General features: G+C 72.2%; 24 protein-coding genes. 10 read left to right on the forward strand and 14 right to left on the reverse strand.

What is annotated here, in order from left to right; genetic code table 11:
• The first annotated feature begins 145 nt into the window (after positions 1-145).
• Positions 146-2548: an endopeptidase La gene (gene lon, locus ACZ49J_RS23155; RefSeq protein ID WP_467450840.1), complete on the forward strand. Its 2403-nt coding sequence runs from the start codon at positions 146-148 to the stop codon at positions 2546-2548.
• Between the two features lie 650 nt (positions 2549-3198).
• Positions 3199-3630 (forward strand): MarR family winged helix-turn-helix transcriptional regulator, encoded by a 432-nt coding sequence (locus ACZ49J_RS23160; RefSeq protein ID WP_467450976.1) that lies wholly within the window; start codon positions 3199-3201, stop codon positions 3628-3630.
• Between the two features lie 30 nt (positions 3631-3660).
• Here ACZ49J_RS23160 and ACZ49J_RS23165 read toward each other — a convergent pair whose 3' ends face one another.
• A complete protein-coding gene (locus ACZ49J_RS23165) occupies positions 3661-4446 on the reverse strand; it encodes a protein phosphatase 2C domain-containing protein (protein WP_467450839.1) in 786 nt (261 codons plus the stop codon).
• A gap of 356 nt (positions 4447-4802) precedes the next feature.
• Between ACZ49J_RS23165 and ACZ49J_RS23170 the strand changes: the two genes are divergently transcribed.
• The 5 genes from ACZ49J_RS23170 (at position 4803) to ACZ49J_RS23190 (ending at position 10651) form a co-directional block, all read left to right on the forward strand.
• Complete coding sequence (locus tag ACZ49J_RS23170; protein ID WP_467450837.1) at positions 4803-7694, forward strand: sensor histidine kinase; 2892 nt, start codon at positions 4803-4805, stop codon at positions 7692-7694.
• Positions 7691-8194, forward strand: a complete 504-nt coding sequence (locus tag ACZ49J_RS23175) for a roadblock/LC7 domain-containing protein (protein ID WP_467450835.1) — start codon at positions 7691-7693, stop codon at positions 8192-8194. Before ACZ49J_RS23170 ends, ACZ49J_RS23175 begins: the two co-directional genes overlap by 4 nt.
• Complete coding sequence (locus ACZ49J_RS23180; protein ID WP_467450834.1) at positions 8191-8595, forward strand: DUF742 domain-containing protein; 405 nt, start codon at positions 8191-8193, stop codon at positions 8593-8595. Before ACZ49J_RS23175 ends, ACZ49J_RS23180 begins: the two co-directional genes overlap by 4 nt.
• Before the next feature lie 160 nt (positions 8596-8755).
• Entirely contained in the window at positions 8756-9331 is a 576-nt protein-coding gene (locus tag ACZ49J_RS23185) for a GTP-binding protein (protein ID WP_467450975.1), read from the forward strand.
• Between the two features lie 24 nt (positions 9332-9355).
• A complete protein-coding gene (locus tag ACZ49J_RS23190) occupies positions 9356-10651 on the forward strand; it encodes a styrene monooxygenase/indole monooxygenase family protein (protein WP_467450833.1) in 1296 nt (431 codons plus the stop codon).
• Here the strand turns inward: ACZ49J_RS23190 and ACZ49J_RS23195 are convergent.
• From ACZ49J_RS23195 to ACZ49J_RS23230, 8 genes are all read right to left on the reverse strand, one after another.
• The gene (locus ACZ49J_RS23195; RefSeq protein ID WP_467450832.1) at positions 10582-11814 is read right to left on the reverse strand and encodes a C40 family peptidase; all 1233 of its coding nucleotides are present in this window, start codon (positions 11812-11814) and stop codon (positions 10582-10584) included. The two genes, ACZ49J_RS23190 and ACZ49J_RS23195, sit on opposite strands and share 70 nt — an antisense overlap.
• 103 nt (positions 11815-11917) lie before the next feature.
• Positions 11918-12229 carry a hypothetical protein gene (locus ACZ49J_RS23200; RefSeq protein ID WP_467450831.1) on the reverse strand — a complete coding sequence of 104 codons (312 nt, stop codon included), beginning with the start codon at positions 12227-12229 and terminating at the stop codon, positions 11918-11920.
• A 20-nt stretch (positions 12230-12249) separates the two neighbouring features.
• On the reverse strand, positions 12250-12975 hold the full coding sequence (locus ACZ49J_RS23205; protein ID WP_467450830.1) for a TetR/AcrR family transcriptional regulator: 726 nt from the start codon (positions 12973-12975) through the stop codon (positions 12250-12252).
• 58 nt (positions 12976-13033) lie between these two features.
• Positions 13034-13963: an AurF N-oxygenase family protein gene (locus tag ACZ49J_RS23210; RefSeq protein ID WP_467450828.1), complete on the reverse strand. Its 930-nt coding sequence runs from the start codon at positions 13961-13963 to the stop codon at positions 13034-13036.
• 156 nt (positions 13964-14119) lie between these two features.
• Positions 14120-14641 carry a DUF3291 domain-containing protein gene (locus ACZ49J_RS23215; RefSeq protein WP_467450827.1) on the reverse strand — a complete coding sequence of 174 codons (522 nt, stop codon included), beginning with the start codon at positions 14639-14641 and terminating at the stop codon, positions 14120-14122.
• An 82-nt stretch (positions 14642-14723) separates the two neighbouring features.
• The gene (locus tag ACZ49J_RS23220) at positions 14724-16199 is read right to left on the reverse strand and encodes a peptidoglycan D,D-transpeptidase FtsI family protein (RefSeq protein WP_467450825.1); all 1476 of its coding nucleotides are present in this window, start codon (positions 16197-16199) and stop codon (positions 14724-14726) included.
• Positions 16200-16227: 28 nt separating this feature from the next.
• Complete coding sequence (locus ACZ49J_RS23225; protein ID WP_467450823.1) at positions 16228-17595, reverse strand: FtsW/RodA/SpoVE family cell cycle protein; 1368 nt, start codon at positions 17593-17595, stop codon at positions 16228-16230.
• A 118-nt stretch (positions 17596-17713) separates the two neighbouring features.
• Positions 17714-18157: a protein-tyrosine phosphatase family protein gene (locus ACZ49J_RS23230; protein WP_467450974.1), complete on the reverse strand. Its 444-nt coding sequence runs from the start codon at positions 18155-18157 to the stop codon at positions 17714-17716.
• A gap of 162 nt (positions 18158-18319) precedes the next feature.
• On the opposite strand from ACZ49J_RS23230, the gene ACZ49J_RS23235 reads away from it, so the two are divergent.
• Positions 18320-19123, forward strand: coding sequence for a nuclease-related domain-containing protein (locus ACZ49J_RS23235; protein WP_467450821.1), 804 nt, complete (start codon positions 18320-18322; stop codon positions 19121-19123).
• Between the two features lie 148 nt (positions 19124-19271).
• Here ACZ49J_RS23235 and ligD read toward each other — a convergent pair whose 3' ends face one another.
• Positions 19272-20153, reverse strand: coding sequence for a non-homologous end-joining DNA ligase (gene ligD / locus ACZ49J_RS23240; protein WP_467450820.1), 882 nt, complete (start codon positions 20151-20153; stop codon positions 19272-19274).
• Positions 20154-20238: 85 nt separating this feature from the next.
• On the opposite strand from ligD, the gene ku reads away from it, so the two are divergent.
• A complete protein-coding gene (ku, locus tag ACZ49J_RS23245; protein ID WP_467450819.1) occupies positions 20239-21261 on the forward strand; it encodes a non-homologous end joining protein Ku in 1023 nt (340 codons plus the stop codon).
• Positions 21262-21399: 138 nt separating this feature from the next.
• Here the strand turns inward: ku and ACZ49J_RS23250 are convergent, their stop codons facing one another.
• The gene (locus tag ACZ49J_RS23250; protein ID WP_467450818.1) at positions 21400-23244 is read right to left on the reverse strand and encodes a beta-ketoacyl-[acyl-carrier-protein] synthase family protein; all 1845 of its coding nucleotides are present in this window, start codon (positions 23242-23244) and stop codon (positions 21400-21402) included.
• A 353-nt stretch (positions 23245-23597) separates the two neighbouring features.
• On the reverse strand, positions 23598-24152 hold the full coding sequence (locus tag ACZ49J_RS23255) for a MarR family winged helix-turn-helix transcriptional regulator (protein ID WP_467450817.1): 555 nt from the start codon (positions 24150-24152) through the stop codon (positions 23598-23600).
• 118 nt (positions 24153-24270) lie between these two features.
• Here ACZ49J_RS23255 and ACZ49J_RS23260 point away from each other — a divergent pair, with 118 nt between their 5' ends.
• Positions 24271-24786, forward strand: a complete 516-nt coding sequence (locus ACZ49J_RS23260) for a YceI family protein (protein WP_467450815.1) — start codon at positions 24271-24273, stop codon at positions 24784-24786.
• A gap of 129 nt (positions 24787-24915) precedes the next feature.
• Here ACZ49J_RS23260 and ACZ49J_RS23265 read toward each other — a convergent pair whose 3' ends face one another.
• Positions 24916-25212, reverse strand: coding sequence for a hypothetical protein (locus ACZ49J_RS23265; RefSeq protein ID WP_467450814.1), 297 nt, complete (start codon positions 25210-25212; stop codon positions 24916-24918).
• 38 nt (positions 25213-25250) lie between these two features.
• A complete protein-coding gene (locus ACZ49J_RS23270) occupies positions 25251-26084 on the reverse strand; it encodes an alpha/beta fold hydrolase (protein WP_467450813.1) in 834 nt (277 codons plus the stop codon).
• Positions 26085-26120 lie beyond the last annotated feature (36 nt).

A 26120-nucleotide genomic window follows, 5' to 3' on the forward strand; every position in this document is an offset into this window, starting at 1 on the left:
TCCCGGGCCTCTGCGGACGGCTGTTCGTGCTCTCCTCGGCCCGGTCGGATCCTTGATCGCTCACAGCGAACACCCCCGGGGGAACAATCAAGGGCTCACGAGCATTGAGTCGGCATAGCTCAACTTGACTGCCGAGGGAGAGATCATGGCTTCGACGTCCACACCGCTCACCCTGCCCGTGCTGCCGCTCGACGACGACGTCGTGCTGCCGGGAATGGTGGTGCCGCTGGACCTGAACGACGCCGACGTACGGGCCGCGGTGGAGGCCGCGCAGGCCGCCGCGCGCTCGGAGCCGGGGAAGCCGAAGGTGCTGCTGGTGCCGCGGATCGACGGGACGTACGCGCGTACGGGTGTGCTCGGGACCGTCGAGCAGGTGGGACGGCTGGCCGACGGAGACCCGGGGGCGCTCATCCGCGGGCGCGGACGTGTGCGGATCGGCGCCGGGACGACCGGGCCGGGTGCCGCGCTGTGGGTCGAGGGCACCCGGGTGGAGGAGACCGTGCCCGAGCCGCTGCCGGGACAGGTCGCCGAGCTGGTCAAGGAGTACAAGGCCCTCGCCACCAGCTGGCTGCGCAAGCGCGGCGCCTGGCAGGTCGTCGACCGCGTGCAGCAGATCGACGACGTCTCCGCCCTCGCCGACAACTCCGGTTACTCGCCCTTCCTCTCCACCGAGCAGAAGGTGGAGCTGCTGGAGACCGCCGACCCCGTCGCCCGGCTGAAGCTCGCCACCGAGCAGCTGCGTGAGCACCTCGCGGAGCAGGACGTCGCCGAGTCCATCGCCAAGGACGTACAGGAGGGCGTGGACAAGCAGCAGCGCGAGTTCCTGCTGCGCCGTCAGCTCGAAGCCGTCCGCAAGGAACTGCGCGAGCTGAACGGCGAGAAGGAGGGTGAGGAGTCCGACGACTACCGGGCCCGCGTCGAGGCCGCCGACCTCCCGGAGAAGGTGCGCGAGGCCGCCCTGAAGGAGGTCGACAAGCTGGAGCGGTCCAGCGACCAGTCACCGGAAGGGTCCTGGATCCGTACCTGGCTCGACACCGTCCTCGAACTGCCCTGGAACGAGCGGACCGAGGACGCGTACGACATCCGGGGCGCCCAAGCCGTCCTGGACGCCGAGCACTCCGGCCTGAAGGACGTGAAGGAGCGCATCACCGAGTACCTCGCGGTGCGGAAGAGGCGCGCCGACCGGGGGCTGGGTGTGGTCGGAGGACGGCGCGGGGGCGCTGTTCTCGCGCTCGTGGGCCCGCCCGGCGTCGGCAAGACCTCGCTCGGCGAGTCCGTCGCCCACGCCATGGGCCGCAAGTTCGTGCGGGTCGCGCTCGGCGGTGTGCGGGACGAGGCGGAGATCCGCGGCCACCGGCGTACGTACGTGGGCGCGCTGCCCGGCCGTATCGTCCGGGCCATCAAGGAGGCCGGGTCCATGAACCCGGTGGTGCTGCTCGACGAGATCGACAAGGTCGGCTCCGACTTCCGCGGCGACCCCGCCGCCGCCCTGCTCGAAGTCCTCGACCCGGCGCAGAACCACACCTTCCGGGACCACTACCTGGAGGTCGAGCTGGATCTGAGCGACGTCGTGTTCCTTGCCACCGCGAACGTGCTGGAGGCCATCCCGGAGGCGCTGCTCGACCGTATGGAGCTGGTCCGGCTCGACGGGTACACCGAGGACGAGAAGGTCGTCATCGCGCGGGACCACCTGCTGCCGCGCCAACTGGAGCGTGCCGGGCTGAAGAGCGACGAAGTCACCCTGGACGAGGGAGCGTTGCGCAAGCTCGCCGGTGAGTACACGCGCGAGGCCGGCGTACGGAACCTGGAGCGGTCCGTCGCCCGGCTGCTGCGCAAGGTCGCGGCCCAGCACGAACTCGGCGAGCGCGAGCTGCCGTTCACGGTCACCGAGGCGGATCTGCGCGGCCTCATCGGGCGTCCCCACCACGTGCCCGAGTCCGCCCAGGACCCGGCGGAGCGGCGCACGGCCGTGCCGGGCGTGGCCACCGGACTCGCCGTGACCGGCGCCGGCGGTGACGTGCTGTACGTGGAGGCCTCCCTGGCCGACCCGGAGACGGGCGCGGCCGGGCTCACCCTCACCGGTCAGCTCGGTGACGTCATGAAGGAGTCCGCGCAGATCGCGCTCAGCTTCCTCCGCTCGCACGGTGCCGAGCTGGAGCTGCCCGTGGGCGACCTGAAGGACCGGGGCGTGCACATCCACTTCCCGGCGGGGGCCGTGCCCAAGGACGGTCCGAGCGCGGGTGTCACGATGACGACCGCCCTCGCCTCCCTTCTCTCCGGCCGGCTGGTCCGTACGGATGTGGCGATGACCGGTGAGGTCTCGCTGACGGGCCGGGTCCTGCCCATCGGCGGCGTCAAGCAGAAGCTGCTCGCCGCGCACCGGGCCGGGGTCACCACGGTGATCATCCCGAAGCGCAACGAGCCCGACCTGGACGACGTGCCCGCCGAGGTCCTGGACAAGCTCGACGTCCACGCCGTCACGGACGTCCGCCAGGTCCTCGACCTGGCCCTCTCCCCGGCGGAGGCGGCGGTTCCGGCTGCGGCCTGACCCGGGCCGGTCCAGGGGGGCGGCGGGGGCGCGGGGCTTTCCCTCGCCCCCGCCGCCCCTACCCGTCCCATCCCCAGGGGCTCCGCCCCTTCGACCCCGCTCGGGGGCTGCCTCTTCGACCCCGCTCGGGGGCTGCCTCTTCGACCCCGTTCGGGGCGCTGCCTCTTCGACCCCGTTCGGGGCGCTGCCCCTTCGACCCCGCTCGGGGCTCCGCCCCGGACCCCGTTTTCGGGGGCCGGCCCCCGGGCCCCCGCTCCTCGAACTCCCCCAGCTACCGCTGGGAGGCGCCCCCAAGGGGCTGAGTTTCCGCAGCCGGGGCTTGGATTCTCAGCCCGTCCGGCGTTTGAGGACGAGGCCGTCAGGCCGATGGCGGGGGTCTGGGGGCGCAGCCCCCAGGGGACGGGAATGGGTAGGGGCGGCGGGGGCGGAAGAAGCCCCCCGGCGAGGAAGCCGCACTTGGAGAACACCCTCGTGAGACACAGGGTCGGAGACCACCGTTGATCCGCCGCTGCGAAATACTTACTCGGCTGCGGCAATGGCGGCCTTTGGCGGAAGCTTCAGCCACGCGGAACGGGATCAGGAGCGCTGACGTGCACGAGGGCGGTAACGGTGAGGGGCATCGGATCGAGTCCGGCGCCCCGCAGGCAGGCATGGACCACGCCTTCCTGGAACTGGAGCGGGAGCTGACGGTGTTCCTGCGCCGCGCCCGCGCCAAGTCCGGTGAGATGGCCCGCGCGGTCCACCCCGACCTGGAGTCCGCCGCGTACGGGCTGCTGGCCCGCCTGGACGAGGCGGGCCGGCTGCGGGCCACGGACCTCGCGGCCTACATCGGCGTCGGCAAGGCCACGATGTCCCGCCAGCTCCGCGCCCTGGAGCACCTGGGCCTCGTGGCCCGTGAACCCGACCCCGCGGACGGCCGCGCCTGGCTCGTCCACCTCACGGACGAGGGCCGGTCCCGCTTCCGCCGGGTACGCGACGCCCGCCGGGAGAGGTACGTACGGCAGATGACGGGCTGGGACCGCCACGAGGTCGCCGAACTCGCCCGCCTCCTCCACCAGCTGAACCAGACCAGCGAGGGCTGACCCCCGGCGCGCCCTCCAGCCCGCGGGGCGTCACAGCTCGGCGTACACCACCGTCGCGTCGTCGTGCCGTTTACCGCGGCCCAGGTGCGTCCCCTCGGTGCCGGACGTCTCCAGAGCCCGTACGCGCTGCACCAGCGCCCGGGCCCCCTCCTTCCGTACGACGGTGAGGAGGTCTGCCCAGTCGCCCTCGTGGAACCTCTCCACCCAGCGGGTGGCGCCGTCCGTCAGGGCGGCCAGGGCGTGGACCGAGGAACGGGGGAGCACCCCCGTCACGGCGCGTGACGCGACCGACGGATCCGCCGCCGCGGTGAAGAAACCGCCCTCCCGGTTCCGCAGCGTCGCGTCGGTGAGCGCGGCCGACGTGAGCGTGGCGCGCGGCACGCGGGACAGGCGGTCGTCGAGGACCGCCGTCACCGCGCCGTCCGGGGCCGCGAGCAGGAGCGCCGAGTCCGACAGCACCAGGTACTCGACGGTCTCGGCGGACCATCGGGCGAGGACCACTGTGGCCTGTGGGGTGCGTGGGTGAGAAAGGTCACAGGTTTGGGCGTGGGACGCGGCGGTACGAGAGATGGCCTGTGCGAGGGCTTCGGACAGCGTCAAATGCCGTTCTGAAACGGACAGTTCGGTCAGGGCGCCGCCGAGGCGGGAGGAGAACCAGGCGACCGAATGTCGACAGCCGTCATCACCCGGCGGCGGCGTCACGCCGTCGAGGACGACCAGCGAACCGCCCTGTCCCGAAGCGGGAAGCGCGACCGCGGCGAAGTCCTCGTTGGGGCGGGCCGGGTCACCGGGCTCCGAGACGAGTTCCGTACGCATTCGGCCAGTCTGCACGAGCCCTTCACAACGATCGCGAAAGGCCTGCATTGGTTGCGGGGCGGGCGCGACCCGGCAGGTCAGACGTCGGGTTTGGCGTGGAATGATCGGGTCCGGTGAAGCGCGGTGGCGAATACTGCCAAAGGCCGCCGCCCACGTCCAATGGGCCTGCCGCGCGGGCGCGTCGAGCGCGCCGGAGAAACTTGCCCGCCAACTCCGGTCCGGGGTTCACTCCTTCGGGTGGCGGGTCTGATGATGCGAGATCACCGTCCACCGGCACTGGGAGGGTCGGGAGCCGTACCGGGAAGACGCACAGGTTGACGGGACGTCACCCGGGCCCATGGGTAAACGAGTCAGGAATGCGAGCACCGGTGCAGAAGAAGCGGCCTCGGCGCACAGGCAGGCAGACGGCCCCCAAGGCCGCCCCGAACCCGGGTGGGCAGGCCGGCGACCAGCCCACCGTCGGCACCGGACGCCCCGCGCACGTCCGCAATCGGCTCATCGGCGCCGTCGCCGTGGTCGCCGCCGCCGTCGCCGGCGCCGGAGCCCCCTCGATCCTCGCCGCCTCCAGCCAGCTGAACGACACGCAGAACCTGGTGACGCTCGCCGAGCGGACCCAGCAGGCGCTCACCCTCGCCCACGCGCTGGCCGACGAGCGGGACGAGGTCACCGCGTACGTCGCCGCCGGGCGCCCCAAGTCCAAGGCCCCCAGCGAGCAGCGCAGCGCCCGCGTCGACCGGCGGGTCGACGAACTCAGGGCCGACGCGCCCGCGCGACTCGCCCGGGACCTGAACGAGATCGCCTCCGTCCGGCGAACGGCGCTCACCGGCAGGAGCAGTGCTCTCCAAGCGCACGAGGCCTACTCCGCCGCCATCGCCGAGCTGCACGCGGTCGCCGAGGAACTGGCCGAGAAGCTCCCGCCCCGCGCGGGCGACGGCTCCCACGCGCTCACCGAGCTCGACACCGCCGTCCAGCAGTCCGCGGCCGCCCGCGGACTGCTCCTCGCCGCGCTGAGCGTGCCGAAGACCACGCAGACGGTCACCGACCCCGTGACGGGCCTGCCCACCACCGAGACCACCACCTCGGCCGCCGACAGGAAGCAGCGCGACGAGCTCACCGCCGCCGCCCAGGAGGCCCGCGTCCGCTCCGACGCCGCCCTCGACGACTTCCGCGAGACGGCACCCGCCGCCGCCCGCTCCTCCTACGACTCCACGGTCACCGGCCCCGAGGTCACCTCCGCCGACACCTACCTGGCCAAGCTGACCGACCAGCCGACGCTCTCCGGGGCTGAGCTGAACACCGGCACCACGAAGCTGGACGCCGCGCTGTCCGCCCGCGTGGAGCTCATGCGCGGTGTCGAGGCCTCCCTCAACGACCGGCGTACCAAGGACCTCGCCCAGCTCCGCGACGACGACGTCACCGCGCTGGAGATCCGCGTCGCCGTCCTCGGCGCCCTCCTCCTCGTCACCATCGGCATCGCCACCGCCATGGCCCGCACCCTCACCCGCCCGCTGGCCGTGCTGCGCATCGGCTCGGCCCGCGTCGCCGCCGACCCCGCGCACGAGGAACCGGTCACGTTCACCGGCCGCAACGACGAGTTCGCCCAGGTCGTGCGCTCCGTCAACGCGCTCCACGCGCACGCCCTCGCCCTCCACGAGCGGCTCACGCCCCTGGAGGGCGACCGCAAGCACCTCATCGGCCAGCGCCAGACCATGGCCGACGAACGCGACCGGCTGCGCGCCGAACTCGCCACCGCGTCCGCCCAGTTGGAGCAGGTCCGGCACAGCATCCACGGCACCTTCGTCAACCTCGCGCTGCGCACCCTCGGCCTCGTCGAGCGCCAGCTCGCCGTCATCGAGGGCATGGAGGAGCGCGAGCAGGACCCCGAGCGGCTTGCCACGCTGTTCAAGCTCGACCACTTCGCGACCGTCATGCGCCGCCACAGCGAGAACCTCCTCGTCCTCGCCGGTGCCGAGCACGGCCAGCAGCACGCGAGTCCGGTCCCGCTCGTCGACGTCGTCCGGGCCGCCGTCAGCGAGATCGAGCGCTACGACCGCGTCCGCATCGCCGCCCTGCCGCCGCACACGCACATCGCCGGGTTCGCCGCCGACGACCTCAGCCACCTGGTCGCCGAACTCCTGGAGAACGCCACCTCGGCCACGCCGCCCGAGCAGCCGATCGAGATCTCCGGCTGGCTGCTGGAGAACGGCGAGGTCATGCTGTCCGTCCAGGACGACGGCCTCGGCATCCCCGCCGACCGGCTGGAGCGGCTCAACGCCCGCCTCAAGCACTTCGACCCCGAGGAGCCGTACGACCAGGAGGGCGGCGACGGCCTCGGGCTCGGTCTGTACGTCGTCGCCCGCCTCGCCCACCGGCACGGCGTCCGGGTCCGGCTGCGCGAGCAGAAGCAGGGGGGTATCGCGGCCGTCGTGGTCGTCCCGAAGCCCCTGCTGGCCACCGCGCCCGCGACCGCCGTCCCCACCTCCGGGTCGGGAGGGGCCGACACCGCCACCTCCCTGCCCGGCGCGGACGCCGAGGCCAACTCCAACGTCCTGCGCGGCCGCTCGACCGTCGTCGTCCGCGAGTCGGACGGCGACGGCGACCCGCTGATCGAAGCGGCCGAGCGCGCGCTGAGGGAGCGCGAGGCCGCCGGCCGGCAGGAGGACGGCGGGCAGACCGACACCGGGTACGACGACGCCGCACGACCGGACGACGACGCCGTACGGCCGGACGAGCCCGCCGAGGACCAGCCCGTGTCCGGGGCGGTCCCCGAGCCGGCCCCCGAGAGCATCTCCGAGACCACGATGGAGCTGTTCGCCCCCGTCCCGCCGGCGGACCCGGACCCGGACCCCGCGCCCGCCGCCGACCCGTACGCCATCGGCCCCGACCTGCACGAGCGCGCCGCCGACGAGGGGGAAGCGGCGCACCCGGCCCAGGACCCGCACGCCGGCCGCACCGAGCAGGGCGAGACCCCGAGGCTCACCGACAAGGGCCTGCCCAAGCGCACGCCCAGGATCACCACGCCCGCGGCGGCCCCCAGGCCGCGTACAGGGGGCGTGAACGCCGAGGAGTTGCGCCGCCGCCTCGGCGGGTTCCACCAGGGGGCCAAGAACGGCCACCGCGACGTCGCGGCGGAGATCGCCGAACGGACCGGTGAGACGAAGGCGCCCGCGGCGCGCCGGCACGACCAGTACGACGAGCACGACGCTGTGGACACATCGGGGGGCACATCCGAGGAGGCAAGCAGTTGACCGCGCCCAGTACCTTCGGACTGAGCAACGAAGCCCGCAACCTGCACTGGCTGCTCACCAACCTCGTCGAGGAGGTGCCGGGCCTGCTGTCGGTCGCGGTGGTCTCCTCCGACGGCCTGCTCCTGCTCTCCTCCGACCCCGGGAGGAACGCCCACGCACGGCAGGCGGGCACCGGCCGGCCCGCCGGCCCCAGGGGTTCCTCCGCCGACCTGGCCACCATCGTCTCCGGCATCGGCAGCCTCACCATCGGCGCCGCCAGGCTGATGGACTTCGGCGGGGTCAAGCAGACGATGGTCGCGATGGACGAGGGCAGCCTCTTCGTCATGTCGATCAGCGACGGCTCGCTGCTCGGGGTGCACGGTTCCCCGGACTGCGACATGAGCGTCGTCGCGTACCACATGGCGCTCTTCGTCGGCCGCGCCGGGCACGTGCTGACCCCCGAACTCCGCAGTGAGCTACGCAGGTCGCTGGAGGCGGAGACGGCGGGGAGCGCGCGATGAGCGGCTCGCGGACGAAGCTCCCGGTCCGCGGCGGGGACCGCAAACCCGCCCGGGTCCGCCCGTACTCCCTCACCGGCGGGCGCACCCGCTTCGGCCACGTCCTGCTCGTCGAGACGTTCGTCGCCGCTCTCGAAGCCCCCGATGAGCGGCGGGAACTGACGAATGGTTCACTCAACACCAAGGTGATGCCCGAACTGCGGGCCATCGTCGAACTCTGCCGCCGCATGCGGACGGTGGCGGAGATCGCCGCGCTGCTGAGAATGCCGCTCGGTGTGGTCCGTGTCCTCCTCAGCGATCTCGCGGACCAGGGAAAGATCCGTGTGTACGGAACGGAGCACGGACCGGTACAGCCGGACCGCGCTCTGCTGGAAAGGGTGCTGAGTGGACTCCGTCGTCTCTGACGCCTCCTCCCCGGGCGTCACCCCCGCCGCCGCGCCCACCGGCGGCTCCGACGCCCTGACCGGCGTCACCCGAGACCCCGCCGCCCGGGGTCTCGCGCAAGAACCCGCCTCCCCCCGCGTCCCCGGGGGACTCGCCCCCGCCGCCGAGTCCGAGGAGGAGCTGAAACCCTGGCAGAAGGACGTCACCCGCGCCCCGATCGCGACGAAGATCGTGGTGGCGGGCGGCTTCGGCGTCGGCAAGACCACGCTCGTCGGCGCCGTCTCGGAGATCAGGCCCCTCCAGACGGAGGCGCTGATGACCGAGGCCAGCGAGGGCACCGACGACCTGACGGCCACCCCGGGCAAGACCACCACCACGGTGGCCATGGACTACGGCCGCATCACGCTCGACGACGACCTGGTGCTCTACCTGTTCGGCACGCCGGGCCAGCAGCGGTTCTGGTTCATGTGGGACGACCTGGTGCGCGGCGCGATCGGCGCGGTCGTGCTCGCCGACACCCGCCGCCTGACCGACTGCTTCGCGGCGCTCGACTACTTCGAGAGCTACGGACTGCCGTACGTCGTCGCCGTCAACCACTTCGAGGGCAGCGAGCGGTTCGAACCCGAGGACGTGCGCGAGGCCCTCACCGTCCCCGACCACGTGCCCGTCATGATCATGGACGCCCGGAAACGGAGGTCCGTGACCGAGACCCTGCTGGCACTGTGCGCCCACGCGATAGCCGCCCTGCCCGAGTAGCCCCACCAGGAGACAAGCCCCCGCATGCGGAAGATACTCGTCGTCGGAGCCGGCCAGTCCGGACTCCAGCTCGCCCTCGGACTCCAGTCGCACGGGTACGAGGTCACCCTGATGTCCAACCGGACGGCGGACGAGATCCGCACCGGCCGGGTCATGTCGACGCAGTGCATGTTCCACACGGCACTGCAGCACGAGCGCGACCTGAAGCTGAACTTCTGGGAGTCCCAGGCCCCGAAGATCGAAGGGCTCGGCGTCTCGGTCGCGGCCCCCGGCTCGCACGACCCGGGCCCGACACAGCGCGCCATCGACTGGGTGGGCAGGCTCGACGGGTACGCCCAGTCCGTGGACCAGCGGGTGAAGATGGCCGGCTGGATGGACACCTTCGCGCAGCGCGGCGGCCAGCTGGTCATCCACGGCGCCGCCGTCTCCGACCTCGACTACTTCTCCCGCCTCTACGACCTCGTCCTCGTCTCGGCCGGCAAGGGCGAGCTGGTGTCGATGTTCGGCCGTGACGCCTCCCGCTCGCCCTTCACCGAGCCGCAGCGCGCGCTCGCCGTCGCGTACGTCCACGGCCTGGGCCCGCGCCCGGAGCACCCGGACCACTACGCGGTCCGCTGCAACCTCGTCCCCGGCGTCGGCGAACTCTTCGTCATGCCGACCCTGACCACCTCCGGCCGCGCCGACATCCTGTTCTGGGAAGGCATACCCGGCGGCCCGCTCGACGTCTTCAACGGCGTCAAGGACCCGGCGGAGCACCTCTCCCTGACCCTGGATCTGATGGAGCGGTTCGTGCCCTGGGAGCACGCCCGGGCCACCAAGGTGGAGCTCACCGACGCGGGCGGTGTGCTGAGCGGCCGCTACGCCCCCACCGTGCGCAACCCCGTCGCCCACCTCCCCGGCGGCGGCCTGGCCCTGGGCGTCGCCGACGTCGTCGTCGCGAACGACCCCATCACCGGCCAGGGCTCCAACTCGGCGTCGAAGTGCGCCGCCGCCTACCTGGACGCGATCCTGGAGCACGGCGAGAAGGAGTTCGACGAGACCTGGATGCGGTCCACCTTCGACCGCTACTGGGACACGGCCCGGCACGTCACCAAGTGGACGAACGCCATGCTCGGCGCGCCCCCGGAGCACGTCCTCGACCTGATCGGAGCGGCCGGTTCGCTGCCCCCGGTAGCGAATCGTTTCGCCAACGGCTTCGACGACCCGGCCGACTTCGAGAACTTCTTCTACGACCCCGCGAGGACCGAGGCCTATCTCTCCTCTGTCACCGGGTCCTCTGTCACCGGGTCCTCCTCCACCGGCGCCACCGCCGACGCGTAACCCGTGTCGGACCCGTCCAGGGCCCCTTCGGGCAGCTTCGGCGGCGTGTAGCGCGCCAGGGGCTCCCCGAGGGGGTCGGGCCGCACGGCTCCCAGGACCGGGTTCGCGGCGATGGGCGACACCTTGACCCGCGCCCCGGGCCGCGGCGCCTGCACCACCATGCCGTTGCCCAGGTAGAGGGCGACGTGCGTGGCCTCCGGGAAGTACACGACGAGGTCCCCGGGCCGCAGCCGCTCCATGGGCACCCGCTCCAGCTTCGCCCACTGCTCCTGGCTGGTCCGGGGAATCGGCACCCCGGCGTGCGCCCAGGCCCGCGAGGTGAGCCCCGAGCAGTCGTACGCCTCCGGGCCCTCGGCTCCCCACTGGTACGGCTTGCCGATCTGCTCCACGGCGAACGCGAGCGCCCGGGCACCCTCCGCGGTCGGCGGCCGTACGCTGCTCGCGGCCCCGGAGGCCACGAACTCCCGCTGGGCCCCGGCCTCCTTTCTCCGCTCCAACTCGGCGAGCGCGTCGAGCTGTTCGTACGTGAGGGAGGCGAGCAGTTCCTCGACCGCCCTGAGGCGCCCGAGGACGCCGTCCCGCTTCTTCTTCAGCCGCTCGGCCAGGGAGAGCCGCACGTCGAGGGCCCTGCGCGCCTTCCGCGCCAGGAGGTCGGCCCTCTCCTCCCTCCTCACCAGCCGCTGAACCGTCTCCGCCCGCTCCAGCGCCACCTGCCGGATCACATGGCCCTGCTCCAGGGCCCGCTGCGGATCGCGGGCCAGCAGCAGCCGTACGTAGGGGGAGATGTCGGTACGGCTCTGGTACTGCTGCCGCGCCAGCCGGCCGACGTTGCCCCGGCTGTCCTGCAGGGACAGCCGGGCCCGGGCCAGCCGCCACTCGATCCGTTCGACCGCCGCCGCCTGCTTCCTCAGCTTCTCCTCGGTGGCGTTGTAGGTCTCGGTGGCCTTCTCGGCCTCGCGGTAGAGACGCTGGAGGTCGGTGAGCAGCTCGGCAACGGAGCGGTTGTCGGCGGAGCGGTTGTCGGCGGGGCGGTTGTCGGCGGAGCGGTTGTCGGCGGTGGGCGGGTCCAGCGGGTCGGGCGCGGCGACCGACGGGGTGGGCCCGAGGGCCGCGCCGGCCGCGACCGCCGCCGTACAGACCAGGCGCAGCAGCCTTCCTGACACCACATCACCTCCCGGGCGGGGGTGGACCGTCCACCCGCGCACCGGCAGGTTGAGGCGTGTGCGGTGGGGCCGCACGCCGAGAGGCCGCATCGGCCCAACCACGTCACTCGTCCGTGGCCTCGCCCTTCGCGCCCGGCGCGGCGTCTGGCTTCGGGGCGGGCTTCGACCACGGCCACCGGGGCCCGTCCTTCCGGCCCTCGGGATCGAACTCGTACTGCCACTTGTGGCCGAGGGCGAACCGTCCGGCCTCCGGCCGGGGGACGCGCCGGTAGACCAGCACGGTCGGGGGGCCGCCGGCGGCGTCCGGGACCGGGACCCGGTACGTCCTCGGCGGATGCCCGGTGATGCCCAGCAGCACGGGCAGGACACGCCCGTCCAGGGGGCCGCCCACGAAGGGAGTGTCTTCGCTCTTCACGGCACCAGTGTCACCTGGGCTCACAGCAGATGCCCGGCGTCCCCCACGACGGGCAGCACCCGGCGTGCGAGTCCGCCGACGGCCCCCTCGGCACGCTCCGTCGCGAGGGCGGCACGCACGACGCCGGCCGTCTGCGGATCGCGTCCCGCGGTGGTCACGAGACACGTTACGAACTGCTCGACCAGCCAGTCCCGCAGCTCGTCGGCCGGCGGGGCCTTGCCCTCGTCCAGCCAGATCAGCGACGCGGCCTCGACGGAGCTGATCCACATCCGTACGGTCATGCGGAGGCGGGGGCCGGGGTCCGTGACCCGCAGGTGGCTGAGGACGTGTTCGGCGGCGGTCCGGCGTACGCGGTCCACGATGGCGGTGGTCCTGGACGTCTCCACGACGCTGCCGCCCTGCAGCAGTGCGCTGAACCCGGCGTCGTGCTCGTCGACGAAGGCGAGGTAGCGGTCGAGCGCGTGGGACAGCCGCTGGGTGAGGGGGCCCTGAGCAGGCTCGTCGAAGCACTGCTCCAGTTCCTCGGCGGCCGAGCGGAGGGCGGCCTCGTACAGCTGTTGCTTGCCGCCGGGGAAGTAGCGGTAGACCAGGGGCCGTGAGACGCCCGCCGTCTCCGCCACGTCGTCGAGGGAGACCTCCTCCGGGGCCCGGTGGGCGAACAGTTCGAGGGCTGCCTCCAGCAGCTGGCTGCGCCGCTGTTCGACGCTGAGGCGTCTGTAGGCGGGGGTGGGGGCCTGGGGGGTCATGTCAGGCAGGGTAGCCGCGTGGCCTGGGACTGTTTTCGCAGCCCTAGGCCGGCAAGCCCTACGCCAGCAAGCCCGACGACTTCCACAGCCGGCGTCCCACTCCCCGCAACACCCCGATGTCGTCGAGGAAGTCCGTCAGCCGCTTCGCTCCCGTCTGCATGACCTCCCGGCGGTGGGCGCTGGATTTGACCTGGGCCAGGGCCTCGTGCCTGTCGAGGCCGACGTTCGTGTAGACCTCCGGGTTCACGAACGCCACCGAGAAGACGCGGGCGAACTCGCCCGAGGTGACGCGGGTGAACTCCTGGGACCAGCGGGGGGCCGTGAGCATCTGGCGGCGGAGTTCCTCGCGGGCGTAGCGGACATGACGGGCCTCCTCCACCACGTGGATGCGGGTCACGCCACGGATCAGGGGCTGGACGCGCTCGTCGGGGAAGGTCAGGCGCTGCATCCAGTCCAGCACCTCCTCGCCCAGCAGCGTGGCCGTGAAGGAGCCCGGTGTGGTCGAGATCGTCTTGAAGAGGCGGCCCAGCTGCTGGTGGACACGGCTCACCGGGTACCAGGGCGTCCCGCCCCGGGCGATCAGGCGGGCGAACATCTTCGAGTGCCGGCACTCGTCCTCTATCTCGGTCAGCGCGTAGCGGACGTGCGCGCTCGTCGCCGCCTTGTCGTAGATGTGCCGCACCAGCAGCTGCATCAGGATGATCTCGAACCAGATCCCGAGCGACGCGAGCGAGGCCGCTTCGTGCCGCGACAGCAGGATCCGCTGCTCCTCGCTCATCCGCCGCCACATCGGCGTGCCGTACAGCGACACCAGCTCGGGCGGCCAGAACCACTTGCCGTCCTCGAAGGGCGCGTCCCAGTCCAGTTCCGTGTCGGGGTCGAAGGAGTGCTTGGCGGAGGAGGCGAGGAGCCGTTCGGCCACCTGTTCCCGGTCCTTGATCAGCCCGAGAGCGTCGCGCAGCACCTCGGCCTCGGTCACCGTCGTCATCGTCGCCGTCCTCGCCTCACACCTGTGTTACCGCCGGTCACCGGTTATGAGACCGCTTGTCAGCAAGCCCGTCAATCCCTCGCACGCCACTTGTTGACAAGCCGTCTACTGCCGCCTGCTGCCGTCGGCTGCCGCGCCGAGCGGGAACGGATGCCTCTAGACCAGGCATCCCAGGTCTTCGGTCACCCGTCCGCCCGCTTCCGCTCCCGTGACCGGCAGTGCCTCCTGGGGCGGGAACGACGTCCGCAGCGTGAACGCGTACGGAGTCGGCCCGTGCGCCCGCAGATGCAGCAGCCGCTCCTCCGCCTCCGCGACGGTCGGCCGGTGCCCGGCCGGCACCCACCACAGAGCGACCATCGCCTCCCGCACCCGCTCGAACCACTCACGCCGCCGTGCGAGCAACTCGCGGTGCTGCCCCTGGTACATGAACGCGGTGAGGGCGTTGGTGTCCCGCCACACCGACATGTTGATGATCAGCCACTCGTCGCCCAGCACGGGGATGCTCGTGGCGTCCCCCGACTCGTCCTGCAGCCTCCAGACGAAGCCGTCCGAGGCGTCGGCCACGGCGTTCACGGGGTCGAGGGCGTTCACGAAGTCCTTCAACTGCGGGGAGTCCAGCGGGGCTTTGAGGCGGGCGATGTTGACCTGGGCGAGTTCGTACGTGGCGGGATGCGTCATGAACCGAACGATAGGTCGGGCGTGGCCCCTGGCCCAGCCCTCGTCTCACCACGTGAGCATGGTCAAGCTGGCTGATGAGGCGTCAGCGGCCGTCCGCGGCAGCCTTCTTCAGCACCGCCTTCATCACCGCGCGGGCGATCGGGGCCGCGTCTCCGCCGCCGCTGATCTCCGCACGGTCGGCTTCCGCGTCCTCGACGACGACGGCGACCGCGACGGCCGGTTCCAGCGCGTCGTCCGCGTGGGCCCAGGAGATGAACCAGGCGTACGGGGTGCCGGAGTTGCCGATGCCGTGCTGGGCGGTGCCGGTCTTGCCGCCGACCGTGGCGCCGGGGATCGCGGCCTTCGCGCCCGTGCCCTTCTCCACCACGTCGGTCATGAGTTCGCGCAGCTCCGCGGCCGTCGCCGGGGTCATCGCCAGCCGCCGGGTCCGTGGACTTCGGGCCTCGATCGTGGCGCCGATGCTCGTGGTCGTCCGTTCCACGAGATGGGGTGTCATGACCGAGCCGCCGTTCGCCACGGCCGCCGTGACCATGGCCATCTGCAGCGGGGTGGCCCGCGTGTTGTACTGCCCGATGGAGGACAGCGCGAGCTGGGCCCGGTCCATGGCGGTGTCGAAGGTGCTCGGCGCGACCCCGAACGGGATCCGCAACCGGGAGTCGTTGAAGCCGAAGTTCCGTGCCGTGCTCGTCATCCGGCTCAGCCCCACGTCCGCGCCCAGCTTGGCGAAGACCGTGTTGCAGGACCACTCGAAGGCATGGCGCAGGGAGGCGTTCTCACAGCCCTCGGCCGCGTTCGACAGGGAGGTCCGCGTGCCGGGCAGGGTGTACGGGTCCGGGGAGGCGGTCTTCGCGTCCAGGTTCCTGACCACACCCGAGTCCAGCGCCGCCGCGGCCGTGACCACCTTGAACGTCGAACCGGGCGGATAGGTCTGCCGGATCGCCCGGTTGAGCATCGGCCTGGCCGGGTCCCCGTTCAGCCGCGCCCACGCCATGGCCGCCTCCGAGCCGTTCCCCGACAGTACTCCCGGGTCGTACGAGGGTGTGGACACCAGCGCCAGGACGCGCCCGGTGGCCGGTTCGAGCGCCGCGACCGCCCCCCGGCGGTTCCTCAGCCCCGCGAAGGCCGCCCGCTGCGCCGCCGGATCGAGGGTCGTCACCACCCTGCCGCCCGGGGCGCGGGACCGTGTCACGTCGTTCCAGGCCGGCAGCAGGGACAGCATCGGATCGGTGCCGGCCAGCACGGCGTCCTCCGTGTGTTCCAGGAGCGTCGAGCCGTACAGCTGCGAGGCGAAACCGGTGATGTGCGCGTACAGCGGGCCGTCGCGGTACGTCCGCTCGTGACGGAGCTGTTCGCCGGTGTCGCGGGAGCCGGTCACCGCACGGCCGCCGACGACGATGTCCCCGCGCGGCTGGCTCCAGCGGGTGATGGCCCCGCGACGGTTGGCGGGGTTGCCGTCGTACGTGCCGGCCTCGAAGACCTGGACGCGGGCGGCGTTCACCAGGAGGGCGGCGAAGAGGAGCGCGGTGAGGACGGCCGCCCGGCGGATGTACTTCGTCATGCGCGGACCTCCCGTGGGTCCGGGCCCCTCACGGCGCCGGTTTCCCGTCGTACTGGCTGCGGGCCGAGTCGCTGATCAGGATCAGCAGCGCCACGATGATCCAGTTGGTGATGACCGAGGAGCCGCCCTGCGCGAGGAACGGCATCGCCATGCCGGTCAGCGGGATCAGGCCGGTCACCCCGCCCGCGATGACGAACACCTGCAGGGCGATGATCGAGGCGAGGCCGATCGCCAGGAGCCGGCCGAAGGGGTCCCGCAGGGCGAGCCCCGCCCGGTACCCGCGCTCCACCAGCAGCGCGTACAGCAGGAAGATCGCCGTCAGGCCCGCGAGACCGAGTTCCTCGCCCGCGGTCGCGAGGATGAAGTCCGACTTGGCCGCGAAGCCGATCAGGATCGAGTGGCCGAGACCGAGTCCGGTGCCGAGCACACCGCCCGCGGCGAACGCGAACAGGGACTGGGCGATCTGGTTGGCGCCCCGGCCCGCCTCGATCGACGCGAACGGGTGCAGCCAGTCCTCGACCCTGCTGTGCACGTGCGGCTCCAGCCGGCCCACCGCGACGGCGCCCGCGACCGCCAGCAGCAGCCCCACCGCGATCCAGCCGGTGCGGCCGGTGGCGACGTACAGCAGGATCACGAACAGCCCGAAGAACAGCAGTGAGGTCCCCAGGTCCCGCTCCAGGACCAGGACGCCCACGCTGACCAGCCAGATGGCGAGGACCGGGCCGAGGATCCGCCCGGTGGGCAACTGGAGCCGGTGGAATCGCCAGACGCGGCGGCCGGTGTACGCGAGCGCGTTCCTGTTCGCCGCCAGGTAGCTGGCGAAGAAGACGGCCAGCAGCACCTTCGCGAACTCGCCCGGCTGGAGGGAGAACCCGGCGACCCGGATCCAGATGCGGGCGCCGTTCACCGCGGGGAAGAGGATCGGCAGCGCCAGCAGACCCAGTGCCCCGACGACGGACACGTACGCGTACCGCTGGAGCACCCGGTGGTCGCGCAGCCACACCACCGCGGCGATGAACAGCGCGACACCCAGGGTCGACCAGTTGAGCTGGGTGGGGGCGGCCTGGTCGCGCGGGGTCTCCAGGTCCAGACGGTAGATCAGCACCAGGCCCAGGCCGTTGAGCAGGACGGCGATGGGCAGCAGCAGCGGATCGGCGTACGGAGCCCTCAGCCGCACGGCGCAGTGCGCGAGCAGGGCGAGCACGCCGAGCCCGGCGCCGTAACGGGCGGCGCCGGGCGGGACGGTGCCGGTGCGTGCGAGGCCGACAGCGCAGTAGCCGTACACGGAGAGCAGAACGGCGACGACGATGAGGGCGAGCTCCACGCCACGGCGCCGGGGCAGGCGTACCGCCGGAGGGGACGGGGGCGCCGTCAGGGTCGTTCCGGCCTTGGTCATGTCCGGAACGTAGCAAGCGATATTGCTGATGTCCCGTTATGTCGTGATAATCAGCACGTTATGGTGCACTTGAACCAGGCGCAGCATGCGGCTCCGCCGCGTGGCCGCGGCCGGGTCGTCACTCGGCCGCGTCCTCCGCGAGCTCCTCCAGGAGGCGTGCCGTGGCCAGGCCCGTGCGCAGGTACTCCACGAACAGCTCGTTGTGCAGGGCCCAGGGGGAGCGGCGGGAGCGGATGAGGCGGATCGCGTCGTCGGGGGAGCGGCCCGCTGCGATCAGGGACTGGGCCACCACGAGCCCGGAACGGTTGTACCCGTGGTAACAGCGCACGAGTACCCTGCGCCGCTCCTCCAGCGCCTCGGAGGCGGTCCGGGCCAGCCGCATCACGCCCGCGAGCTGGGTCCCGTCGAGCGGCCCGTCCGGGATGGGCCACACATGATGCTCGACGCCCTCGTCCGGCCCGAACCCCGGCAGCCGCAGCAGGGTCAGGACCAGGTCGAACTCGTCGCGCACGACGGCATGCTCCCGCCCCCCGGAGTGCCCGGCGAACTCGTGACCGCCCATCCACAGGCCGGGCACGATCTCGTCCCACGGGCTGTCCGGGGCCGGTACATCGGGCTGCGTTCCGTGGGTCCCCAACAGCGCCTCCCCCAAGTCACCCCAAAGGTAACCGGCTTCTTGCACCGTGAGCACCCCGCCTGTTCCCATGGTCGGGGGTGATGGTGCATGAACGGACTGCGCGTCATACCGAGCGGGCGGCACGGACAGGATCGGCTCTACGTCTGTCTCACGGACGGACGTAACGTCGCCTGGTACGACAGGGAGGCAGGCCGGGTCAACCTGCTCAGCGAGGACCGGCGGGAGGACGTGCTCGACGCGCTCGGACCCTTCCTGACCGGCCCGGTCACGGTGGGCCCGCCCCCGGTGCCGACCCCCGCGGAGCTCGCCCGGCTCGCGCTGCCCCCGGACGACGACCTCGCCCCGAACCGCCCCGGAGAGGCGCTCCTGATCGCCCTCGACCGCGATCCGGGTCCGCCCCGGCGGCTGCGTCCGGACCCGCGGCGCCGGGCCCTGACCGCGGAGCAGACGGTCGGTGAGGCGCTGGACCGGCTGGAGGGCGCGGGCTGGCGCACCCTGCACTCGGTCCCGCTCCCGGGCGGCGACCGCATCCACCACCTCGTGATCGGGCCGGGCGGTCTGTTCTGCGTGCGGTCGCTGTACGCCCGCAAGCAGCGTGTCCTCGTCGCCGACCCGATGGTCACGGTGGGCCGGCGCGAGCCCCGGCCCCTGGTCCGGCAGGTGCGCGCGGACGCGGCCCGTGCCTCGCACGCGCTCACGGCGGAGGTGCACCCTGTGCTGGTTCCGGTCGAACCGTCCGGGGTCACCGTGGGAGCGTCCCTGCGGGAGGTCCGCGTCCTGCGGGAGACGGACCTCCCCGCGCTCGCCCGCTCGGGAGGAATCCTCAAGCCGGCGGACGTGGAGGCGCTCCATGCGGTGGCTCGGGACCGGGGGACGTGGCTGAGGGTGTGAGGCGGGGGCCGCCGGATTTCAGCCCGTCCGGCGCTTGAGGACGAGGCCGAAGGCCGATCGCGGGGTCTGGGGGCGCAGCCCTCAGGGATGGGACGGGTAGGGGCGGCGGGGGCGAGAAGAACCCGCCCTGCCCCCGGCCGAGCCCCGCTCACGGCAGTGATCCGGCCCCCGCCGGATCGAGCAAGGGGGCCAGAAGATCCCCGTACGCCTGCAACCGCGCCCCGAGATCTCCCGCACGAAGGACCAGCTGCCCCGGATCCGTACAGTCCGCGACTTCGTCCCAGGTCACCGGCGCGGACACGGTCGGCTCAGGACGCGCCCGCAAGGTGTACGGCGTAGCCGTCGTCTTCCGCGCGGCGTTCTGACTCCAGTCGACGAACACCTTCCGCGGCCGAAGACTCCGCGTCATCCGGTGCAGGACGAGCCGGGGCATCGCCTTCTCCGCCTCCACCGCCAGCGCCTTGGCGTACTCCGTCACCCGCCCGGACGGAGTCGGCAGCACGGCCGCCAGCAGGTGCAGCCCCTTCGCCCCGGACGTCTTCGCGTACGCCTCGATCCCGTCCGCCGCGAGCCGCTCCCGCAGCCACAGGGCGACCCGGCAGCACTCCACGATCGTCGCGGGCGGGCCGGGGTCGAGGTCGAGGACCAGGCGGTCCGCCTCACCCGGCGCACCGATGCGCCACTGGGGCGTGTGGAACTCGGTCACCAGGTTCGCCGCCCACATCAGGCTCGGCAGGTCCTGCACCAGCACCATCCGGGCCGGTCCCTCCGAGCGCGGCACCTCGGCGGTCGTGACCCAGTCGGGCGTGCCCGGCGGCACGTTCTTGGTGAAGAAGACCTCGCCGTCCGGCCCGTCCGGGTAGCGCAGGAACGACACCGGACGGTCCCTGAGGTGCGCCAGCAGCGGTTCCGCGGTCGTGGCGCAGTAGTGCAGCATCTCGGCCTTGGTGAAGCCGGTCGCGGGATACAGGACCTTCTCCAGGTTGGAGAGGGCCACCCTGCGGCCCTCCACCTCCGTGATCGGCGTCATACGACGAGAATCCCACGAAAGCGCCACGAAACGTGACACCACTCTCGGCAGGCGCTCCGGGCCGGTCGGGGCTAGCGTGAGGACCGTGCGATCCATTTGGAACGGGGCCATCTCCTTCGGCCTGGTCAGCATCCCGATCAAGCTGGTGAACGCCACCGAGAGCCACTCGATCTCCTTCCGCCAGATCCATCTGGAGGACGGTGGCCGTGTGCGCTACCGAAAGGTGTGCGAGCTGGAGGACCGCGAGCTGACGCAGGACGAGATCAGCAAGGGCTATGAGACCGCCGACGGCTCGATCATCCCCATCACCGACGACGACCTGGCCTCGTTGCCGATCCCCACCGCCAAGACGATCGAGATCGAGGCGTTCGTTCCGGCCGACCGGATCGATCCGCTCCAGATGGACGCGGCCTACTACCTCTCCGCGAACGGCGTGCCCGCCGCCAAGCCGTACGCGCTGCTCAGAGAGGCTCTCAGACGCAGCAAGAAGGTCGCCATCTGCAAGTTCGCGCTGCGCGGGCGGGAGCGGCTCGGCATGCTCCGTGTCGTCGACGACGTCATCGCCATGCACGGCCTGCTGTGGCCCGACGAGATCCGCGCGACCGACGAGGTCGCCCCCGACACGAACGTCACCGTCCAGGAGAAGGAACTCGATCTCGCCGACGCGCTCATGGACACCCTCGGCGAGGTCGACCTCGCCGACCTCCACGACGACTACCGTGAGGCCGTCGAGGAGCTCATCGCCGCGAAGGCCTCCGGCGAGGCACCCCCCGCCGCCCCCGCCCCGGCGCCCGGCGGCAAGGTCCTCGACCTCATGTCGGCCCTGGAGAACAGCGTCCGCGCCGCCAAGGAGTCCCGCGGCGAGGAGGTCGCCGGCGTCACCCCGCTCAAGGACAAGCCACCCTCCCGCAAGGCGGCCGGCGCCGCCCCCAAGGAGCCGGCCGGGAAGAAGTCGACGGCGGGCACGAGGAAGACGGCGGCGAAGAAGACGGCCTCCGGGTCGACGGCGGGCAAGAAGACGACGGCGAGGAAGACGGCAGCGAAGAAGACAGCCACGAAGAAGGCGGCGACCAAGAAGACGGCGACAAGGAAGCGCACGTCAGCCTGAACACCCGGCCCCACGGCGCTCCGGCTCACGCCTCGCCAGGGACGCGGGGCTCAGTCTTTGTGCTGCTTCGCCGCGCGGGCGCGACCAGCCACCACGAACCCGCGGGCTGCCGGCCACCGCACCCACTACGGCGCTCCCTCACCCCGCCACCCGCCGCAACGCGACCACCGCGTTGTGCCCCCCGAACCCGAACGAGTTGCTCAGAGCCACATCGCCCCGCGCGGGCAGGGGCCGCGGAGCCCCGGTCACCACGTCCAGCTCGATCGCGGAGTCCCGCTCGGCGCAGCCGATGGTGGGTGGGACGAGCCCGTGATGAAGGGTGAGGACCGTGGCGACGGCCTCGACCCCGCCCGCCGCCCCCTGCAGATGCCCGAGGTGCCCCTTCAACGCGGTGACCGGCACCCGGCAACCGCCCAGCACGGACGACAGCGCCACCGACTCGGCGAGGTCACCGTCGACGGTGGCCGTGGCGTGGGCGTTGACGTGCACGACGTCCCCGGCCTCCGCCCCCGCGTCCGCCAGCGCACGCCGCAGCGCGAGCGCGACCCCCGTGCCGGACGGGTCCGGCGCCGCCATGTGGTGGGCGTCGGCGGAGAGCCCCCAGCCCGCGGCCTCGCAGTAGATCCGCGCTCCACGTGCCCGCGCGTGCTCCTCGGCCTCCAGTAACAGGAACCCGGCACCCTCCCCGTTCACGAACCCGTCGCGGTCCTTGGCGAAGGGGCGCGAGGGGCTGTCGCCGTCCCCGAGCCCGTGGGCCGACAGCGCCCGCATGGCCGCGAAGGACGCCATGATCGCGGGGGTGACGACGGCCTCGGCCCCGCCGGCCAGGGCCACGTCGATCCGCCCGTACCGTATGCGGTCGACGGCCTGCCCGATGGCCTCCGTGCCGGAGGCGCAGGCGCTGGTCACCGTGCGGGCCTCGCCGGTGATCCGCAGCGCGAGCGAGATCTGGGACGCGGCCTGCGAGGGAACGGTCATGGGGGTGGTCAGAGGGGACACGGCACGGGGGCCTCCGTCCCGCAGCCGTCTGTCGCCGCCCACCAGTACGGACGCGTCACCGAGGATGGCCCCGGCCGAGACGCCGACCCGCTCGGGGTCCAGCCCGCTCCCGGCCGTGCCCACAGGGTCGAACCCGGCGTCCCGCCACGCCTCCCGCGCGGCCAGCACCGCGAACTGCGCGGCCCGGTTCATCCGCCGGGCCTGCGGCCGGGGCAGCAGCGCGGCCGGGTCCACGGGTACGGTGCCGGCGATGCGTACGGGCAGGCCGGCGAACTCCTCCCCGTCGAGCTCCCGTATCCCGCAGCGCCCTTCGAGGAGCCCCGCCCACAGGTCCTTCACCCCGACACCGAGCGGGGTCACGGCGCCCAGCCCGGTGACCACGACCCGCCGCGGTCCGCCGGCCGCGCGCCCCGCCCGGCGGGCCGGCCGGGGGTGGAGCCGCACGACGTGGTCGACGGCCTCGGCCGCCCGCTCCCTCAACTCGCCGTCCCAAAAATGCTGTTGGGGCTGCTCGTGGTCGCGCTCACGGTCGTCGTCCCGGCCGTCGTCCCGGCCGTCGTCACGGTCGTCATCGCGGTCGTGTTCATGGTTGTGCGCCTGGTCGCCCGCCGCGTCGGGACGCCAGCGGCCCCGGCGTCGTACGTACGTCTCCTCGACCGCGCGCGGATCGACCGTCCGCAGGAAGCCGACGCGGTCCCCGTCCCGGAACTCCACGGCCCTCAGGTTGGCGGAGGTGAGGAGGGGGACCCCGGCCGGGTCCACGCGGTGGTCACCGACGGTCACGGTCCGGGTCCGGTCGAGCACCTCGTCGCGGTCGGGTCCGCCGAGCGGTGGCCGCAGCGTCACCCGGATCGCGTCGGGGCACACCGGCAGGGTGTGCATCACGACGTACCAGCGGTCGGCGTCGGCGTCGCGCGCCGAGAGGGCGAGCAGGTCTCCGGGGACCAGTTCGGCGACGGTGAGGGTGTGCGGCGTACGACTCATCTCGTGCCCATTCCGGCGACTCCCGCGGGTCGGTCAAGTTCCCCTGATGCCTGGTTGGTTCCGCGTTCAAGCTCTCACTTCCTGGCGTGTGCGGGACATCACGGCGGGGCGCGTTTCCGGCCACTTCCGGGACGGGGGAGATTGGTTGACTGGTCAAGTGAGGGGCCTGGCCGCGGTGGCGGGTTTGCACTGCGCCTCGCGACACGGACCACCGCGCCCGAGCGGTCCTTCGGGCTCGACATCGGCGAGGTTTCCCGGGTTCTCTGAAAGCTCTCGGGTTCTGGCAGCTCTACGGGTTCTGATGGAGCGCTTCGGGGGCCCGCTCCGCGCGATGACGGGGCCGCGCCGGGGGCCTACGCGTCCTTATCGGCGTTCGCCGATTCCGCCGACCTCGGTGATCCTGCCGATCCTGCCGATCCTGGTGACCCGAGCGATCCGGGCAGCAGGGCGCGCATCACCGTGCAGTCCTGATGACCCTCCAGGCCCTCGATCGCGCGGGTGACGGCCTCGGCCAGTGGGCCGGAGGCTTCGCGCAGCAGCCGGCGCGCCTTGTCGGTGAGCGTCACCTGGATGCCGCGCCGGTCACCGCACGCGGTGTTGCGGGTGATCAGCCCGGCGTGCTGAAGGCAGGCGACCTGATAAGTGAGCCGCGTCTTGGGGCGGCCGAGGCGCTCGGCGATCTGTGTCATGCGCAGGCCGGTGGCGGGGCCGTCGGCAAGCAGGCAGAGCACCAGGAACTCGTCGTGGGAGACCCCCAGCGTCTCCTTCACCCGCGAGCGCAGTTGCTGCTCGATCGCGCCCGCCGCGGCCAGAAGTCCCATCCAGGCCCGCAGTTCGGGCGGCAGCAGGGCGGACTTTCCCGCCGGGGCGTGTCCAGGCGGGTCGGCGGGTGCGGAGGGGTCGGTCATGATGTCCCAGTCTATCTGTTGTCCAAATTTGGAGCATCGACTAGCCTGAGGTCATCCAAATTTGGACGACTCAAGAGTCGTCGTTTCACCTGCGCCCCCGCCCCCTCAGGAGGACCTCATGTCCGTCGCAGTCGAAACCGGGACCTGGCAGCTCGACCCCGCCGGTTCCACCGTCGGTGTCCAGCACAAGACGATGTGGGGACTGGTCACGGTGAAGGGCACCTTCACCGGGCTCACGGGTGAGGGCGAGGTGGGTCCCGACGGGTCCGCCACCGGCTCGATCACGCTGAACGCCGCCTCCCTGGACACCAAGAACGCCAAGCGCGACACGCATCTGCGGTCCGGGCACTTCTTCGACGCCGACTGGCACCCCGAGCTCACCTTCGTCGTGCGCAGCGCGAAGCCCGGGGCCGACGGCGCCGTCGAGGTCGCCGGTCAGCTCACCGTGCGCGGTATCAGCCGTCCGCAGTCCTTCACCGCGCGCCTCGCGGAGGCGAGCGCCGACGCGGTCACGCTGACGGCGGAGTTCACCGTGGACCGGGAGCAGTTCGGCATGGGCTGGAACCAGATGGGCATGATCCGTGGCCGCACCACCGTCACGGCGTCCCTTCGCTTCGCCCGGGCGACATCCTGACGGGTGTGCGTGACGCCCCGCACGGGCATGGTCCGCGCGGGGCGAGGATGATGCCGAGGCGGTGACGCCCCCTCGGTTCCGGACGCCTGTCGCCCAGTTCCCCGCGGACCCTGAGGGGTGCGGTGGGCGCTAGGTGAGTTCGACCTGGTACAGGTCGGTGCGGGCGATCGCGGCGTCGCGTTCCCCGGAGAGGGCGGTGCGGCGCTCGTCGGCCATGAAGGCGTCGTAGCCGGACTGCGAGGTGAACTCGATCAGCTGGACCTCGGTGGGGGCGCCGTTCGTGCCGTCCGTGCGGGCGCGCTGCACCACTCGGCCATCATGCTCACCGAGCAGGGCCAGGACCTTGTCCTCGTACGCGATCAGCGCCTCGGCGGCACCCGGCCGGGCCCACAACAGCACGCACAGTTGCACTGGTTGAACCGCCACAGTGCCCGACCCTACAGGCGGCACGCGGTGTGCGTCCCTCAGTGCTCCCCGAGGAACGCGAGAAGCTCGGCGAGCAGGCGGGCCGGTGCGTCCAGGGGCACCAGGTGCCCGGCGCCGGGGACCGGCCGCAACCTCGCGCCGGGGATCAGCGAGGCCAGCTCCTCGCCCTTGGCGAACGGGATCCAGGTGTCCTCGGTGCCCCAGCACACGGTCACCGGCAGGCGCACCGAGGGATACAGCTTCTGGATCTCGTCGGTGTACCGCTGGTCCGCCTGCGCGATCTGCCGGTAGAAGGCGGCCTGACCGGTCGCGTCCGCCCAGGGGGCGACGAGCGCGTCCAGCGCGCCGGGCAGCAGCCCCCGGTGGCTCGCGGAGCCCACGTACTCCCGCACCAGTGCCCGGTGCAGTGCGCCGGGAAGCTGCTCGAAGACCGGCGCGTTCGCTCCCACGAGCCGGAAGAACGGCGACCCCCAGGGAGCCAGCGCCACCGGGTCGACCAGCGCGAGCCGCCGGTAGTCCGCCCCGTGCAGCAGATGCGCGCGCAGGGCCACGCACCCGCCGAAGTCGTGGGCCACGACGGAGGGCCGGTCCAGTCCCCAGTGCGCCAGCAGCCGCGTGAACACCTCCCCCTGGGCGCCGAGCGAGACGTCCTGCCCGTCGTACATCTCGGAGCTGCCGTACCCCGCCATGTCCCACACGAAGACCTGCCGGCCCCCGGCGGCCAGCGCGGGGGCGATCTCGTGCCACACGTACGAGGAGAAGGGCGTACCGTGCAGCAGCACGACCGGCTCCCCGCCCGGGTCCCCCCACCGGTCCCAGCGGACCGTCCCCGACGACGTCCGCAGACTCTCCCGCAACTGCCAGGAACTCAAGGTTTCGTCCCTTCCACTGGGTGCACCACGCCGTCA

Source organism: Streptomyces sp. NPDC030840, from assembly GCF_055572015.1.

Coding starts and splice junctions, on each gene's coding strand:
- lon (WP_467450840.1), top strand. CDS start 146: ATGGCTTCGACGTCCACACCGCTCACCCTGCCCGTGCTGCCGCTCGAC.
- ACZ49J_RS23160 (WP_467450976.1), top strand. CDS start 3,199: ATGGACCACGCCTTCCTGGAACTGGAGCGGGAGCTGACGGTGTTCCTG.
- ACZ49J_RS23165 (WP_467450839.1), bottom strand. CDS start 4,446: ATGCGTACGGAACTCGTCTCGGAGCCCGGTGACCCGGCCCGCCCCAAC.
- ACZ49J_RS23170 (WP_467450837.1), top strand. CDS start 4,803: ATGCGAGCACCGGTGCAGAAGAAGCGGCCTCGGCGCACAGGCAGGCAG.
- ACZ49J_RS23180 (WP_467450834.1), top strand. CDS start 8,191: ATGAGCGGCTCGCGGACGAAGCTCCCGGTCCGCGGCGGGGACCGCAAA.
- ACZ49J_RS23190 (WP_467450833.1), top strand. CDS start 9,356: ATGCGGAAGATACTCGTCGTCGGAGCCGGCCAGTCCGGACTCCAGCTC.
- ACZ49J_RS23205 (WP_467450830.1), bottom strand. CDS start 12,975: ATGACCCCCCAGGCCCCCACCCCCGCCTACAGACGCCTCAGCGTCGAA.
- ACZ49J_RS23210 (WP_467450828.1), bottom strand. CDS start 13,963: ATGACGACGGTGACCGAGGCCGAGGTGCTGCGCGACGCTCTCGGGCTG.
- ACZ49J_RS23215 (WP_467450827.1), bottom strand. CDS start 14,641: ATGACGCATCCCGCCACGTACGAACTCGCCCAGGTCAACATCGCCCGC.
- ACZ49J_RS23220 (WP_467450825.1), bottom strand. CDS start 16,199: ATGACGAAGTACATCCGCCGGGCGGCCGTCCTCACCGCGCTCCTCTTC.
- ACZ49J_RS23225 (WP_467450823.1), bottom strand. CDS start 17,595: ATGACCAAGGCCGGAACGACCCTGACGGCGCCCCCGTCCCCTCCGGCG.
- ACZ49J_RS23230 (WP_467450974.1), bottom strand. CDS start 18,157: ATGGGCGGTCACGAGTTCGCCGGGCACTCCGGGGGGCGGGAGCATGCC.
- ACZ49J_RS23235 (WP_467450821.1), top strand. CDS start 18,320: ATGAACGGACTGCGCGTCATACCGAGCGGGCGGCACGGACAGGATCGG.
- ligD (WP_467450820.1), bottom strand. CDS start 20,153: ATGACGCCGATCACGGAGGTGGAGGGCCGCAGGGTGGCCCTCTCCAAC.
- ACZ49J_RS23250 (WP_467450818.1), bottom strand. CDS start 23,244: ATGAGTCGTACGCCGCACACCCTCACCGTCGCCGAACTGGTCCCCGGA.
- ACZ49J_RS23255 (WP_467450817.1), bottom strand. CDS start 24,152: ATGACCGACCCCTCCGCACCCGCCGACCCGCCTGGACACGCCCCGGCG.
- ACZ49J_RS23260 (WP_467450815.1), top strand. CDS start 24,271: ATGTCCGTCGCAGTCGAAACCGGGACCTGGCAGCTCGACCCCGCCGGT.